The sequence below is a fragment of the Rhizobium sp. CNPSo 3670 genome (genome assembly GCF_057784555.1).
In genome coordinates this window covers 14,418-28,777 of the sequence record NZ_JBXSOL010000014.1, presented here as the reverse complement: position 1 = coordinate 28,777, position 14,360 = coordinate 14,418, and the positions used below count along the sequence as shown (strand labels likewise).

General features: G+C 61.3%; 13 protein-coding genes. 4 read left to right on the top strand and 9 right to left on the bottom strand.

All coding sequences use genetic code 11. The features are described from left to right. The first annotated feature begins 35 nt into the window (after nucleotides 1-35). Complete coding sequence (gene msrA / locus AC13QO_RS16345) at nucleotides 36-731, top strand: peptide-methionine (S)-S-oxide reductase MsrA (protein ID WP_488541243.1); 696 nt, start codon at nucleotides 36-38, stop codon at nucleotides 729-731. 52 nt (nucleotides 732-783) lie between these two features. Here msrA and AC13QO_RS16340 read toward each other — a convergent pair whose 3' ends face one another. Continuing rightward, nucleotides 784-1,323, bottom strand: coding sequence for a L,D-transpeptidase family protein (locus AC13QO_RS16340; RefSeq protein WP_488541242.1), 540 nt, complete (start codon nucleotides 1,321-1,323; stop codon nucleotides 784-786). A 284-nt stretch (nucleotides 1,324-1,607) separates the two neighbouring features. On the opposite strand from AC13QO_RS16340, the gene AC13QO_RS16335 reads away from it, so the two are divergent. After that, the gene (locus tag AC13QO_RS16335) at nucleotides 1,608-2,048 is read left to right on the top strand and encodes a response regulator (RefSeq protein ID WP_183702176.1); all 441 of its coding nucleotides are present in this window, start codon (nucleotides 1,608-1,610) and stop codon (nucleotides 2,046-2,048) included. Nucleotides 2,049-2,061: 13 nt separating this feature from the next. Here the strand turns inward: AC13QO_RS16335 and AC13QO_RS16330 are convergent, their stop codons facing one another. Continuing rightward, a complete protein-coding gene (locus AC13QO_RS16330) occupies nucleotides 2,062-2,766 on the bottom strand; it encodes a TetR/AcrR family transcriptional regulator (RefSeq protein WP_488541241.1) in 705 nt (234 codons plus the stop codon). Between the two features lie 250 nt (nucleotides 2,767-3,016). Here AC13QO_RS16330 and AC13QO_RS16325 point away from each other — a divergent pair, with 250 nt between their 5' ends. Both AC13QO_RS16325 and AC13QO_RS16320 read left to right on the top strand, forming a co-directional pair. Further along, nucleotides 3,017-4,216 carry a multidrug effflux MFS transporter gene (locus AC13QO_RS16325; protein ID WP_488541240.1) on the top strand — a complete coding sequence of 400 codons (1,200 nt, stop codon included), beginning with the start codon at nucleotides 3,017-3,019 and terminating at the stop codon, nucleotides 4,214-4,216. A gap of 129 nt (nucleotides 4,217-4,345) precedes the next feature. Further along, nucleotides 4,346-5,635, top strand: a complete 1,290-nt coding sequence (locus AC13QO_RS16320) for an MFS transporter (protein WP_488541239.1) — start codon at nucleotides 4,346-4,348, stop codon at nucleotides 5,633-5,635. A 14-nt stretch (nucleotides 5,636-5,649) separates the two neighbouring features. Here the strand turns inward: AC13QO_RS16320 and AC13QO_RS16315 are convergent, their stop codons facing one another. The 7 genes from AC13QO_RS16315 to AC13QO_RS16285 form a co-directional block, all read right to left on the bottom strand. Beyond that, nucleotides 5,650-6,687 carry a LacI family DNA-binding transcriptional regulator gene (locus AC13QO_RS16315; RefSeq protein WP_488541238.1) on the bottom strand — a complete coding sequence of 346 codons (1,038 nt, stop codon included), beginning with the start codon at nucleotides 6,685-6,687 and terminating at the stop codon, nucleotides 5,650-5,652. Between the two features lie 298 nt (nucleotides 6,688-6,985). Beyond that, nucleotides 6,986-7,300 (bottom strand): hypothetical protein, encoded by a 315-nt coding sequence (locus tag AC13QO_RS16310; protein WP_085780630.1) that lies wholly within the window; start codon nucleotides 7,298-7,300, stop codon nucleotides 6,986-6,988. A 104-nt stretch (nucleotides 7,301-7,404) separates the two neighbouring features. Beyond that, on the bottom strand, nucleotides 7,405-9,303 hold the full coding sequence (locus AC13QO_RS16305) for an ABC transporter ATP-binding protein (RefSeq protein WP_488541237.1): 1,899 nt from the start codon (nucleotides 9,301-9,303) through the stop codon (nucleotides 7,405-7,407). Nucleotides 9,304-9,551: 248 nt separating this feature from the next. After that, nucleotides 9,552-11,513, bottom strand: a complete 1,962-nt coding sequence (locus tag AC13QO_RS16300) for an ABC transporter ATP-binding protein (RefSeq protein ID WP_488541236.1) — start codon at nucleotides 11,511-11,513, stop codon at nucleotides 9,552-9,554. A gap of 242 nt (nucleotides 11,514-11,755) precedes the next feature. Further along, nucleotides 11,756-12,529 (bottom strand): ABC transporter permease, encoded by a 774-nt coding sequence (locus AC13QO_RS16295; RefSeq protein WP_488541235.1) that lies wholly within the window; start codon nucleotides 12,527-12,529, stop codon nucleotides 11,756-11,758. Then, nucleotides 12,513-13,343, bottom strand: coding sequence for an ABC transporter ATP-binding protein (locus tag AC13QO_RS16290; RefSeq protein ID WP_085780633.1), 831 nt, complete (start codon nucleotides 13,341-13,343; stop codon nucleotides 12,513-12,515). Before AC13QO_RS16290 ends, AC13QO_RS16295 begins: the two co-directional genes overlap by 17 nt. Nucleotides 13,344-13,355: 12 nt before the next feature. Beyond that, nucleotides 13,356-14,357: an ABC transporter substrate-binding protein gene (locus AC13QO_RS16285; protein WP_488541234.1), complete on the bottom strand. Its 1,002-nt coding sequence runs from the start codon at nucleotides 14,355-14,357 to the stop codon at nucleotides 13,356-13,358. Nucleotides 14,358-14,360: the final 3 nt, after the last annotated feature.

The following is a 14,360-nucleotide window of genomic DNA, read 5'->3' as shown; positions in this document are numbered from 1 at the left end:
AGCAAGGATTTGAGCGACCCTCAGGAGGTAGCGCGATGCCCATCTCTTCCAACCTTACCTCGCTCCTCGTCACTGTCGTCGTCTCGCTCGGTGCGGGCATGGCATGTGCCGCTGAGGAAGCGGTCGTCATTCCGCCGCCGACCATTGACGAAACCGCCGGGTCCGCTACTGAAACCGCCATTTTCGCCGGGGGATGTTTCTGGGGCGTCCAGGGCGTCTTTCAGCATGTGAAGGGCGTCGAGAGCGCCGTTTCCGGTTATGCCGGCGGCGAGGCTAATACGGCACAGTACGAAACCGTCAGTACCGGTTCGACCGGTCACGCAGAGGCCGTCGAGGTGAGGTTCGATCCGAAGAAGGTGAGCTACGGCAGGTTGCTGCAGATCTTCTTCTCCGTGGCCCACAACCCGACGCAGCTGAATTTCCAGGGACCGGATCGGGGCACCCAGTACCGCTCGGCGCTGTTCGTCACCGCTCCCGAGCAGCGAGAGGTGGCTGAGCGCTATATCGACCAGCTCGACAAGGCGCACGTCTTCCCGCAGCCGATCGTCACCAAGGTGTCCGAGGCCGCCGGCTTCTATCCCGCCGAGGCCTACCACCAGGATTTCCTGACGCGCAATCCGACCTATCCCTATATCGTCTACAACGACCTGGCGAAGATCGAGAATTTGAAGTCGCTGTTTCCCACCGACTACCGCAGCCAGCCGGTGCTCGTCGGGAAGACCAAGGGCTGATCTGAGCCTGCTCGGTTTCGGGGTCGATGCCGGTGAACCGGATCGCAGCCGCTTAAGGCATGATGTCGATGGGCGTATGATCGGGAACGCGAGCCCAAATATCGCGCATCTCCGCATCGGTCACCGCAATGCAGCCATCCGTCCAGTCCCACAGGAAATGGATCCCTCCGAGCAGGCCCCAGCCATTGGGCAGCCCGTGGATCATGATGCTGCCGCCGGGCGGATAGCCATTGACTTCAGCCTCATGCTGCTCATTGGGATTCGGATAGGAAATGTGCAGGCTGAGATGCGCCACGGATTTCGGATTGCGCCAGTCTATCTCGTAGCGCCCTTCCGGTGTTTTCTCGTCGCCTTCGCGTTGCTTGGGACCCGCATCGGCAGCACTTCCAAGGGAAATCTGATAGGCCGAGATTGCAGCGTCGCCTCTGAAAAGGACCATGCGGCGTTCGGACTTGTAAACGCGAATGAGGTCGGCGCGTTGCTCCGGAGGTGCATCCGCGGGCGGCAAGCCCGAACCGATCCTGGCCATCACTTTGGTATAGGCGAACAGGCTGACGGCCACGATGAAAAGGACGATAAATTTGCTTCGCAAGCTGGTCCTCAATCGCCGAGCCCGATGGAATAATCCGATCGTATCATTGCCCGCTCTCATCCAGAAGTAGGCAGGTGAAATTCAAATGATTAAGCGGCGGGTTTTGTTTTTGCGGCTTTTCCTGTTAAGAATTTGTAAACGTTAACAACATGTTAAATGGCGAAAATCGCGTTCCACCGCGGAACATATCGCCAGGTTCCCCGTTACGACAATGAGTTTCGGCAGGGACAGACTACCGAAGCGGCTCCTTCTTTCGAAGTATATGCGTAACAAGAGGACGGATCATGGCCACCAATGTCGTGCGGCGCTACCAACAAGATGATCTCATGAAGCAGAGAGTGTTGATCGTCGAAGATGAATTCCTGATCGCGCTCGATCTCGGCGCGACGGTGGAAGGCATTGGCATGCAGGTCGCCGGCCTTGCGAATGACCGCGAACAGGCGCTACGGCTGGCGCCGTCCTCCGATATCGCCTTCGTCGACGTCAATCTCGCCGATGGCCCGACCGGGCCTGAGCTTGGCAGGCGGCTGGCGGAAGAGCATGGTATCGCCGTCGTCTTCATGACGGGCAATCCCGAGACTGTCGCCGACGGCGTCAAGGGAGCGGTCGGCGTCGTCCAGAAGCCGGTGATGCCTTCGCTTGTCGAACAGCTGTTGAAATATCTTGCGGCGCGCCGTGTCGGCATGTTTGCGGTCGTGCCGGCGCAGATGACGGTTTTTAGCTGATCACAGGGTGTGATCAGCCTGGTATGGCCGCGAGCTGCGGCTCTCCGCCGGCTTTTTCGGCTTTCGGCCTGCCATAGGCCTTCAGAAAGGTCCGCACCGCATTGCGCGCCGCCTTTTCCAGTTCTTCATTGCTGGGTGTGCCGCCGAACAGCGTCATCATCTGCAGGTCTGCATTGGCGAGCGCCACGAACTGCCGGGCGGCGACGTCGAAATCATCGATGGCAAGCGCCTGTTTGTGGTCAAGCCGCGCCAGAAGCGCGGAAAGCGCAGTGGTCAGTTTGCCCGGCCCCTGTTGGCGCCAGCTTTCGAAGAGGTGCGGATATCGCTCGCCCTCCGTCTGCACGAGTTTGCGCAGGAATTTTCCGTCATGATTGCAGATGCAATTTTTGTTGAGGCGCACGGCAAACGCCGTCAGGCCGTCCTCCAGATCGTCAGCGCTGTCAGGAAAAGTCGACAGCACGGAAAAGAGCATGGCGTTGGCGCGGTTCATCACATCCTCGACCACGGCGACGAACAGCGTCTCCTTTTCACGGTAGTGATTGTAGATCGTCTGGCGGGAGACACAGGCGACGGCGGCGATCTCGTCGATGCTGGCGGCTGCAAAACCCTGGCGGCAGAAGACATCGGCGGCGGCGTCGAGGATCGACATACGCTTGGCGCATTGTCCACGCTGCGTATGCCCCATCATCCGGACTGCCGGTGTCATGCTATCTTTCATCGAGCGAAGATAAGACGTCTTGACGATTTAGACAATGGCGTCTAGTTTTACAAGCGTGTCCAAATTTATTGACACTCTTGAGTTCGCTGCTGGAGATCTCCCAACTTCATCTTCGCGCGAACGATCTCATTGAACCCATCGCATCGGCGCGAAAATCGCACTGATTTTCGGAGAGCAGGATGCGTCGATTCCAAAGAGTGCGGAGCGACGATCCGGCGCCTCCGCTGCGCTTTTACGAAAGATCACCACTATGACGGCTTCCTTCTTTCGCATTGCCCTCATTCTCGGCCTGTTGTCGGCCATCGGTCCCTTTGCCATTGACATGTATCTGCCTGCGCTGCCCTCCATCGGCCAGGACCTGCATGCCGATAACAGCGTCACCCAGCTGACCCTGCTCGCTTTCTTCATCTCCTTTGCGATTGCTCAGCTCGTCTACGGGCCGCTGTCGGACATGTGGGGCCGCAAGCTGCCGCTCTATCTCGGTATCGGTCTCTTCGCCGTCGCGTCGATCGGCTGCGCATTTGCTACCGATATCGAAACGCTGATCGCCTTCCGTTTCGTCCAGGGCATCGGCGGTGCCGCCGGCATGGTCATTCCGCGCGCCATCGTCCGCGACATGCACACCGGCGTCCAGGCCGCGCGGCTGATGTCGCTGCTGATGCTGGTCTTCTCGATCTCGCCGATCCTGGCGCCGCTGACGGGCAGCGCCGTCATCGAACTCTCCGGCTGGCGTGGCGTCTTCTGGGCCGTGACGGGTGCGGCGGTAATCGGCCTCGTCCTGCTTTCCACCCAGCTTGACGAAACCCGCCCGGCCGAGGAGCGCAATGGCAGCGGCCTCGGCAGCGCCATGAAGGCCTATCGTCTGCTGCTCGCCGATCGCAATTTCCTGACGCTGACCTTCATCGGCGGCCTCGGCATTTCGAGCTTCCTCGTCTATCTCGCCAACTCGCCCTTCGTGCTGATCCAGCATTACGGGCTGACGCCGACCGAGTACAGCTTCGCCTTCTCGATCAATGCCGTGTCCTTCTTCGCGGTATCGCAGGCGACGGGCTGGCTCGGGGAGCGTTTCGGCCTAGTGCGCGTCATGCGGATTGCCGTCAGCGCTTTTGCGCTGGCCATGATCGTCATGGCTGTGGTGATGGCTGCAGGCTTCAACCAGCTGCATGTTATGGCGACCTTCCTGTTCATCGGCTACGGCTTCCTCGGCCTCGTCATTCCGACGAGCGCGGTGCTTGCGCTGGAGGAACACGGCGCGATCGCCGGCACCGCCTCGTCGCTGATGGGCACGCTGCATTTCGTCATCGCCGCCGTCGCCATGGTTATTTCGAGCCTGTTCTTCGACGGCACCGCCGTTCCGATGGCCGCCGGTATTGCGCTTTGCGCCTTCTCGGCCTTCGTGCTGACGCAGGCGACGATCGGCCGCCGCGCCGCCGTAGCCGCGGCCGAATAGCCGGAAAACAGGCCGCACACGGCAGCGGGTGCGGCCCCGCCATCTTTTAGGAAAGTACAACGAGCGATTGATTATCGGCGATCTGCGCTATCTACGCCTGACGATGCATTGTGATACCGGAGGATGAGCATGGTCGACGAGAAGCGGCTGATTTCGAAAATCACCTGGAAGCTGATGCCGTTTCTCGGCATCCTCTATCTGATCGCCTATATCGACCGGCAGAACGTCAGCTTCGCCAAGTTGCAGATGGTCTATGCGCTCGGGCTGAGCGAATATGCCTATGGCCTTGGCGCTTCGCTGTTCTTCATCGGCTATTTTCTCTTCGAGGTGCCGAGCAACCTCTTCCTGGACAGGCTCGGCGCCCGCGTCTGGTTCGCCCGGATCCTGGTTTCCTGGGGCCTCGTCACCGTGGCGCTCGCCTTCACGCAGAACGCGACGATGTTTTATATTCTGCGTTTCCTGCTCGGTGTCTGCGAAGCCGGCTTCTTCCCTGGGGTCCTCTACCTCCTGACGCTCTGGTTCCCTTCGGCCTATCGCGGCCGGATGGTCGGGCTGTTCATGATCTTCAGCGCCATCGCCAATGCCGTCGGCGCACCGCTCGGCGGCGTGCTGCTCGATCTCGACGGTCTCTATGGTTTTGCCGGCTGGGAATGGGTCTTCCTGGCAACCGGTATTCCGGCTGTTCTCGCCGGCATCGTCACCTTCTTCTATCTTCCCGGCCGGCCGGAAAATGCAGGTTTCCTAACCGGCGAGGAGAAGGCCTGGCTCGAGCGCCGGCTCGCTTCGGAAAATGCCGGCATGGGCGAAAATGCCGGAAACGGCTTCAAGGCGCTGATCGACCCGCGTGTGCTGCTGATGGCGCTCTGCTATATCGCCTTTCCGCTGTCGGCCTATGGCCTCAGCTATTGGCTGCCGACCATCGTCCAGGCTTTCGGCGTCAGCAACACGGTCAACGGCTTCCTCAACATCATCCCCTGGCTGCTGGTCGCCGTCTCGCTCTATGCCGTTCCCGCTATGGCCGACAAGGTGCAATCGAAGACGCCCTATATCGTCATCCCGGCCTTCATCGGCGCTGCATGCCTGCTGCTGTCGGCGCTGATCCCGAACCATACGGTGCAGTTCGCCTTCCTCTGCGTCGCCGCCGCCGGGATTTTCGCGCCCCAGCCGGTGTTCTGGAGCCTGCCCTCGGGTTTCCTGAAAGGGGCGGGTGCGGCGGCCGGCCTTGCCGCCATTAACTCGGTCGGAAACCTCGGCGGCTTCGTCGCCCAGAACGTCGTGCCCTGGATCAAGGATGAGAGCGGCAGCACGATCGCGCCAATGTTCTTCCTGGCCGGCTGCCTTGCTGCCGGCGCCCTGCTGGTCTTCGTCGTCGCACATCAGCTGGCGAGCCGGGAACAGTCGGCGCCGAGCCGGGCCTGAAATCGGCCGTGGTCTCAGCCCGCCAGCGTGAAAGCGTCGCTTTCGCCTGGAACAAGCTCCATCGGCCAGATCCTGTTGCGGGCTCCCTGCGGATAATGCTCGGCATATGCCGGCATGGTGGCGAGCAGGGTTTCGCCGAGCTGGGCGCCGAGATCACGCAGCGACATGCGGAAGGAGGTCAGCGTCGGCTGCAGGAAATGGGTGCGCGGCTCTTCGCGGAAGCCGACGACAGCAAGGTCGCGCCCCGGCACGATGCCGGCCTCGGCCAGCCGCCGGTACAGCCCGATCGCCATCAGTTCGTGGATCAGGATGATCGCGGTCGGCCGCTCTTCGAGCATCAGCAGTTCGTGGCCGGCCTGGTAGCCGCCTTGCTCGCTCGACTTTACACGGATGATGAGGCCGGGGTCGAAGGGAATGCCGTGGCGTTTCAACGCCTGACGGTAACTGTCGATGAAAATATAGCCGAGATTAATGTCGGAGGAGGGGGCAGCCACGGCAATCCGCCGGTGGCCCTTCGCAACGAGCCGGTCGACGCCGCGTGCCGCAACGCCTTCGAAGTCCAGATCCATCCAGGTATAACTGCCGCCCGACGCACTGCGGCCGAGCGCCACGAAGGGGATGCGGGCTTTTTCCAGAAGCTCGATGCGCCGGTCGGTGCGCCGCGTCGCCGAAATGATCAGCGCGTCGACCAGCCGGCGGGCCACCATGCGTTTCAGATATTCATGCGGATCCTCGTCGTCGGGGCAGGGCAGCATGACCAGATCGAGCTTGTGGCGGGAAAAGACGCTCTGCAGCCCATCGGTAACGCCGAGGAAGAAGTCGTCGCTGTTTTCGACCGTCTCGCGGCTGACCTCAAGCATCAGCCCGATGACGTTGGTCATGCCCTGGCGCAGGCTGCGGCCCGACTGGTTGGCGACATAACCGAGCTCTTCGGCGGCGGCGAGCACGCGCCGGCGCGTGTCTTCATTAACGTCCGGCTTGCCGTTCAGCGCCCGGGACACCGTCCCGATCGAAATGTCGAGATGCTCGGCGAGCTGGCGAATTCCTTTCATCTGCAGCGATCTTCCTCCCTGACAACGCCGCGCGATCGAAACGCGCAAAGGACGTAACACCTCGATTGCCAGATCCTTCTTGCCACAGGACGGCGCCTGCGAAAAGCTAAGGCTTGAGGCTCTGTTGATGCTGCCTAAAGCGGTGCGGTTGCGGAGGGGTGAGCGGCAGCCGGAAGCCCGGGCTGATCCGCTGCCCGGATGTGGCCGATGGTGAGCAAAAAAATACCGAGGCTGCGGGGACGCAACCTCGGCTGAAGGCAAACCGGCGGCGCTAACCGGCCGTCGCAACAATTGGGGACTACTCGCAGACCCGTACGGTCTCGGCATGGTAGCCGCCGTCATAGCGGTTGCGCACGTCGCGGTCCTCATACCAGCATCTCGGTTCGACATAGCGGGGGCTTTCGACATACCGCGGCCCCTCATCGACGTAGCGCGGACCTCCATTGGCGAGTGCGCCGCCGATCAGGCCTCCGACGACACCTGCTGCGACGCCGCCGGCGATGATGCGGCCAGTGTTATCGTGATGGTGATGGTGATCGCGTGCGGCAGCAGGCTGAATAGCCGATCCAACAAGGGCCGTCGCGATCAACAAGCTGCTAATAATTCTCTTCATGACATTCTCCTCAGTGGCACTTGCCCCGGATAAGAGGGAAATGCGGCAGGAACGCGTTTGTTCGTTCAATCTTTACGACACGCGTTAATGCAAGTCATCCCCCGTCAGGTCGCCGATCCTTCAGCCGTCGTCTCTTCCAGCACATCCTCGGGAATATCGTCGAACGAGGCGTAGTTGAGGTTATAGAGCCTGGAATAGAGCTTGCCATTCTTCATCAGCTGGCGGTGGTCGCCGCTTTCGATGATTTCGCCGTTCTGCAGCACGATGATGCGGTCGGCTTCGCGGATCGTCGCCAGGCGGTGGGCGATGACGAGCCCGGTGCGGTTTTCGAGCAGCTTCACCAGCGCCTTCTGGATCAGCATCTCGGTATAGCTGTCGATATTGGCCGTCGCCTCGTCGAGCACCAGGATCTTCGCATCCGCCACAAGGGCGCGGGCAAAGCTCAAAAGCTGGCGCTGGCCGAGGGAGAGATTGCCACCGCGCTCGCCGAGAACGCTGTTGTAACCATCGGCCAGACGCATGATGAAATCATGCGCGCCGACGGCCCTGGCCGCCTCGATCACCTGCTCGCGGGTCGCATCTACCTTGTGATAGCGGATGTTTTCAAAGACGGTGCCGGTAAAGAGGAAGGGCTCCTGCAGCACCATGGCGATCTGTGCCCCGAGCGAATTCTGCGTCAGGTCACGCACATCGTGGCCGCCGACCAGCACCTCGCCCTGCTGCACGTCGTAGAAGCGATGGATCAGCGACATGCAGCTCGATTTGCCAGATCCCGTCGGACCCACAAGCGCCACCGTCTCGCCGGGATTGACCTTGAAGCTCACATGTTTCAGCACCGGATGCTTCGGATTGTAGCCGAAGACGACATCCTTGAATTCCACCGATCCGTCCATGTCGCGCGACAATGCCTTGGCGTCGGGTGCGTCCTTGATGTCAACAGGCACGTCGAGCACTTCGGTCAGGCGCTGGCCCGAGGCCATGGCGCGCTGCATCACCGAATATTGCAACGTCAGCGAACGGATGGGGTCGAAGAAGCGCTGGATATAAAACAGAAAGGCGACGAGCACGCCGACATCGAGCGCCTGGTTGAGAACGCGGGCGCCGCCGACGACGATGACGAGCGCCATCGCCACGCCGGTCAGGCTGTCGACGATCGGCACCATGACCTGCGCATAACGCGCCGCGGTCAGATGCGTCTTGAGATTGGCATGCGCCTTGTCGTCGTAGAGCATGAAGTTGACGCCCTGCCGGTCCATGCTCTGGACGGCGCGCACGCCGTGGATGGCTTCGGCGAGCGCGCCATTCGCAACCGAATTGGTCTCATGCGCGGCCATGAAGGACTTGCGGGCGAGCGGCAGCCAGAATAGCCGGACGATGAACAGCACCGGCAGCACGGAGAGGGTCAGCAGCCCCAGCTTGAAATCGAGATAGAGCATCACGAAGATGATGCCGAAGAGCAGCACGATGTCGCCGACTGACAGCACCGAGGTTTCGAGGAATTCCTGCATCGAGTTGACGTCGCCCTGCAGGCGCGACATCAGCCGGCCCACCTCGGTCTTGTCCATGAAGGAGAGCGAGACGCGCTGGAGATGCGAAAACATCGCCTTGCGGATGTCGAAGAGCACCTCTTCCGCGACATTGCCGACCAGCGTCTCCTGGGCGTAGCTTGCCGCATAGTTGATCAGGATGGCGGTGGCAAAGGCGGCGATCGCCCAGATCAGCGCCGCATGATTGCCGCCCGGCGACATGCCGTGGTCGATGGCATAGCGGATGATCAGCGGAATCAGCAATTGCATCGTGGTGAAAGTCAATACCGCGACAACAGCCCAGAGGACCTGGGTACGGTAAGGGCGAACGAAAGCCCAGATCCGCTTGATGATATTGCCGTCGAAGGCCTTGCCGAACATTTCCTCCTCGACGCGATGCGAACCGACCACCGCCCGCGGCGGGCGGCGGCCATCCTCGCGAACGTCGGGACGCTCGGTTTCCAGTTCCTCGGCCATCACATTCCTCCTGCGGCCATGACGTCGGGTGGCCTGCATCCCATTGCTTGTCCCCCTTCTCCCCAGCGGGGGTCCGAAGGACGAGTCGACCGCGGCTCGACCCTGGTCAGTGGCCCGAGGGCGGATGAGGGGGCCGCACGGCACGCCCTATTTGCCCTTCGCTTCCGCTCAGGACACTCGTCGCTCCTCGCTCCCTGATCGCCTCGCTTTGCTCGGCACTTCTCCCAGCTGGGGAGAAGCGGGTATGATTACGCGCTCAACACCTCGTCGCCCGGCCGCACCTGCAGGTCGTAGAGCGCCTTGTAGCGCCCGCCGAGCGAAAGGAGCGCCTGATGCGTGCCGCGCTCGACAATCCTTCCGTCTTCGACGAACAGGATCAGGTCGGCATGCATCAGAGAGCTCAGGCGATGAGCGACGATGATCGTCACGCGGTCGGCGGCATAGCGACGCATGGCGCTGCGGATGCGCTGCTCGGTGGCCGCGTCGATCGCCGCCGTCGAGTCGTCGAACACCATGACAGCCGGCTTGAGCATCAGCGCGCGGGCGATCGACAGCCGCTGCCGCTGACCGCCGGAGAGCGACACGCCGCGCTCGCCGACGACGGTGCCGTAGCCGGTGGGAAGGCCGAGGACGTAATTATGCAGCTGAGCGCTCTCGCTGGCGCGTTCGATGCGGCTTTCCTTCGCCCAGGGATCGCCATAGGCGATGTTGTTCTCGATCGTCGTCGTGAACAGGAAGGAATCCTGCTGGACGACCGCAACGGAACGGCGCAGCGACTGCAGCGTCGCCTTGCGGATGTCCTGGCCGTCGATGGTGATCCTGCCGCGGCTGACATCGTAGAAGCGCGGAATGAGATGGGCGATGGTCGACTTGCCGCTGCCGGGAGGGCCAACGATGCCGATGGTCTGGCCGCGCCTGGCTTCAAAGGAGACGTCGTGAAGCACAGTGCGCTTTTCCGCGCCGGGATAGGCGAAGCTGACATTTTCGAAGCGCAGCACGCCGTCCGTCACCGCCAATTCTCTGGCATCCGGCGCGTCCTTGATCGCGATGTCGAGGTCGAGAAGGTCGAAGAGGCGCGACCCGCAGGTGGAGGCGCGGGCAAAGGCGTTGACCATCAGGCCGAGCTGGCGCACCGGCATCTGCAGGATGGTCATGAAGGTCAGGAATGAGGCGAGCGTGCCGACGGTGATCTCGCCCGACATCACCTTGCCGCCGCCGACCCACAGCACGAGGCCCATGGCGGCGAAGAAGGAGAAGGTCATGGCGCTGGTGTTGACGACACGGATGCCGACGCGTTGATGGGCGAGCGCCAGCGCGTTCTTCGAGGCCGCCTCGAATTTCGACAGTTCGTGCTCCTGTGCGGCAAAGGCGCGCACGACGCGGATGCCGCCGAGATTCTCTTCCATGATGCGGGTCAGCACCGAAAGCCGCTCCTGCAGCTCTAGCCAGGTCGCGCGCAGCCTGAGTTGCGTGACCGAGGAGCGCCAGCCGACGAAAGGCACGAAGGAGAGCGCCAGCAGGCCGAGCACCACGTCGGTCGACAGCAGCATATAGGCGCCGATACCGATGAGGATCGACAGCAGGATCATGCGGACGAGCGCCGTCGAAAAATACATGCGCACGCCCTCGAGATCGAGCAGGCCGACGGTGATCAGGTCGCCGGAATGGACCGTGTCGTGAAAGCTGAAGGAGAGGCGCTGGATCTTTTCGTAGCAGGCCAGCCGCAGCTCGTAGCCCATGTGGTGACCGACGGATTCGCTGAAATAGTTCTGCACCATGGTGAAGAGACCGCGCAGCACGCTGGCGCCGAGCAGCAGCAGCGCCGTGGTCAGAAGCGCATCCTGCGCCGCCTGGCCGTCCGCGCCGCCGCCCATCGCCATCTGGGTGTGGTCGACGGCCCGGCCGAGAAGCCGGGGGATCATCAGCTGGAAGGTGGAGGCAATGAGGGTGGCGCCGATCGCAAAGCCCGCCTGCCAGGGGTGGCGGAAGGCCATCACGGTGATCCGCACCAGTGTATAGAGGCCTCGGCCCCAGCCTGCCGCAGTTGCAAGCGCCATCGAAGCCGAAGGCTTCGTCGCGCGTGTTGACGCATCGCTGCTCACGGTATTTTTCCAATAGATGTGGTGCTCGGACGCTGGCCCGAAAAGACGGCAAATCCATGAAGGGATTGATAGCACCATCATTTTTGCCGATTCCAATTGGGGGTTCAAGTAAAGAATTCACCAATTGGTTATTTACGTGAGGCTACCCCGCGGGAACAGTCAACGCGCGGGTGGGTTGCAGCAGCACCTCCGTCGGGCCGTTGCTGAAGCCTCGCTCATCATACGCTGAAGGCCCGCAGCGCCGCCAAGACGTGTGGACCGGGACACTCTGTTGCTCACATGTTTGCGCTCTCCCTTTGAGGAAAGGGAGAGCGCTTGCCGGCAGGTGTTGAAGTTGCCGATAACGATTGTCAGGCCGGCCGTTCGGCAGCGCTTGTGCGCCACTTGATGAGATGCTTCTCGGCTATGTCCAGAATGCTGTCGATGATCAGGACAAAGATCGCCAGGATCAGAATGCCCGCGAAGACGCCGACCGCATCGAAATTGCCTTCGGCCTGAGCGATCAGGTAGCCGAGCCCGGCAGAGGAGCCGAGATATTCGCCGATAATCGCCCCCACCACGGCGAAGCCGACCGAAGTGCGCAACGACGACAGAATCCAGCTCGCCGCTGCCGGGAAATAGACATGGCGAAGCAGGTGCCTCCGATTGCCTCCCAAAATGCGGGCGTTCGACAGCACCACCGGGTTGACTTCGCGCACCCCCTGCATCGCGTTGAAGAACGTGACGAAGAACACCAACGTCACGGCGAGCGCCACCTTGGACCACAGCCCAAGTCCAAGCCACAGCACGAAGATCGGCGCGAGCACGACGCGCGGTATTGCGTTCAGCCCCTTGATGAAGGGGTCGAGAATGCGCGCAGCCGAACGGCTGAGACCAAGCCACACGCCTGCGGCGACGCCGAGTGCAGTTCCGACGAGGTAGCCGAGCACGGTCTCCGTCAGCGTGATGGCGACATGGCTATAGAAACTGACGTCCGCCACCCAGGATAAGACCTGGTCGAAGATGTCGATAGGAGCCGGGAAAAAGAAGACGTCAATGACGCCAGCCGCGACACCAAGCTGCCAACCGCCGACAATTGCCACGAGCAGCACGATTTGAATCAGGCGTTCAGTCATGACGTTCATAGCTTTTCTCCACTTCACCGCGCAGCGATGACCAGATGTTACGATAGAGATCCAAGAAGCGCGGATCGAGCTTGATTTCGGCGACATCACGCGGGCGTACGAGGTCGACCGGGAAGCTGTCGATGACGCGCGAGCGCGGTCCGGCGGCAAGCACGACGACCCGATCGCCAAGGGCGATCGCTTCCTCGAGGTCGTGCGTTATCATCACCACTGCGCGCCGTTCCTCCTGCCAAAGCCGCAGCAGCTCGTTCTGCATGAGGTGGCGGGTATGGATATCGAGCGCGGAGAAAGGCTCGTCCATCAGGATGACCTTGGGGCCGGTGATCAGCGCCTGTGCCATCTGCACACGCTTGCGCTGACCGCCGGAAAGTTGATGCGGATATCGATGCTCGAACCCTTTCAATCCGACCTTCGCCAGCCATCTCATCGACTGCTCGCGACGGTCGGCAGCGCCGACACCCTTGAACATGGGACCGAGTTCCACATTCTCGATTGCGGTCTTCCACGGAAGCAGTGCGTCCTGTTGGAACAGGTAACCGATATCGGTCTGAACTCCGCGGACCGGCTGACCATCGATGGAAACAGTGCCGCTGGCAGGCTTCAGAAGACCGGCAATCGCGTTGAGTATGGTGCTTTTGCCGCATCCAGTCGGTCCGACGATGGCCAGGAATTCGCCATTGGAGACGCTAAGATTAACATCCTGCACCGCTACGTAAGCACCAAAGGACATGGTGATTGCATCGATGGAAACCATCGGCTTCGAATGATCCGGACGGTTGGTCGGGGGTGCAGTTTTCACGACGGCCAATTCCATGACCTCCTCCTATCAGTTGGCAGCGGCATTCGGGACTTTGCCGACGAACTCGTTCGTGTAGGTTTTTGCAAGGTCGATGTCGGCCGCGGCGACTTTATCGTTGAAGCTCTTCAGGACGGCGAGCGGGATTTTAATGTCATCCTCGTTAATGCGCCCGTCCTTCGAGAAGATCGCCTTCGCGTTCTCGACCGCCTTGACGTAGGTGTCACGATCGCCTGAAATGAACTCCTTCGGGAGCTTCTCCACGATTTCTTCCGCGGAGTGGCTATTCATCCATTCGAGCGCTTTGACGGTCGCATTGGTGACCTTCTGGATCATCTCGGGATTTTCCTCGATATAGCTTTGCGTGGCATAGAGGACGGAGGTCGGATAAATCCCGCCATAGATCGCTCTCGCACCGTCGTCGCTGCGCCCATCGATCAGGATCTTGCCAACGCCCTTGGCTTCGATGAACGTCGCAGCCGGATCGTAGTTAACGAGCAGGTCGACCTTCTGCTGTTCGAGCGCTGCGACGGCGGAAGAGCCGGAGCCAACACCGATCAGCGACACGTCGCTTGCGGACAAGCCGTTGCGCTGCAGGTAATAGCGGACAAAGAAATCGGAGGACGAACCCGGCGAGGTGATTCCGATTTTTGCGCCTTTGATCGTTTCCGGCTTTGCCGGATCGAACTTGCTGCCCTTGCCGCCAGCCAATACGAGCCCTGAATTGCGGGCGAGCTGCACGAAGGCGACGACGGCCTTCTTCTGCGATTGCATCTGGATCGTATGATCATAGAAGCCGACGGCGATGTCGGTTGAGCCGGCAACAAGTGCCTGGAGCGTCTTGGAACCGCCCGACGCAAAATTTTCAACGGTCACCTCCAGCCCTTCCTTTTCATAAAGGCCAAGCCCTTGGGCGACAGGAAAGGGAAGATTATTGAGGTTGTAAGAGCCGACGCTGATACGGACCGGATCCGCAAGTGCGGGGCCGGCGAGCGCGACCGTTGCTGCGAGGGCGAGCATAAGCTTGCGCATGAT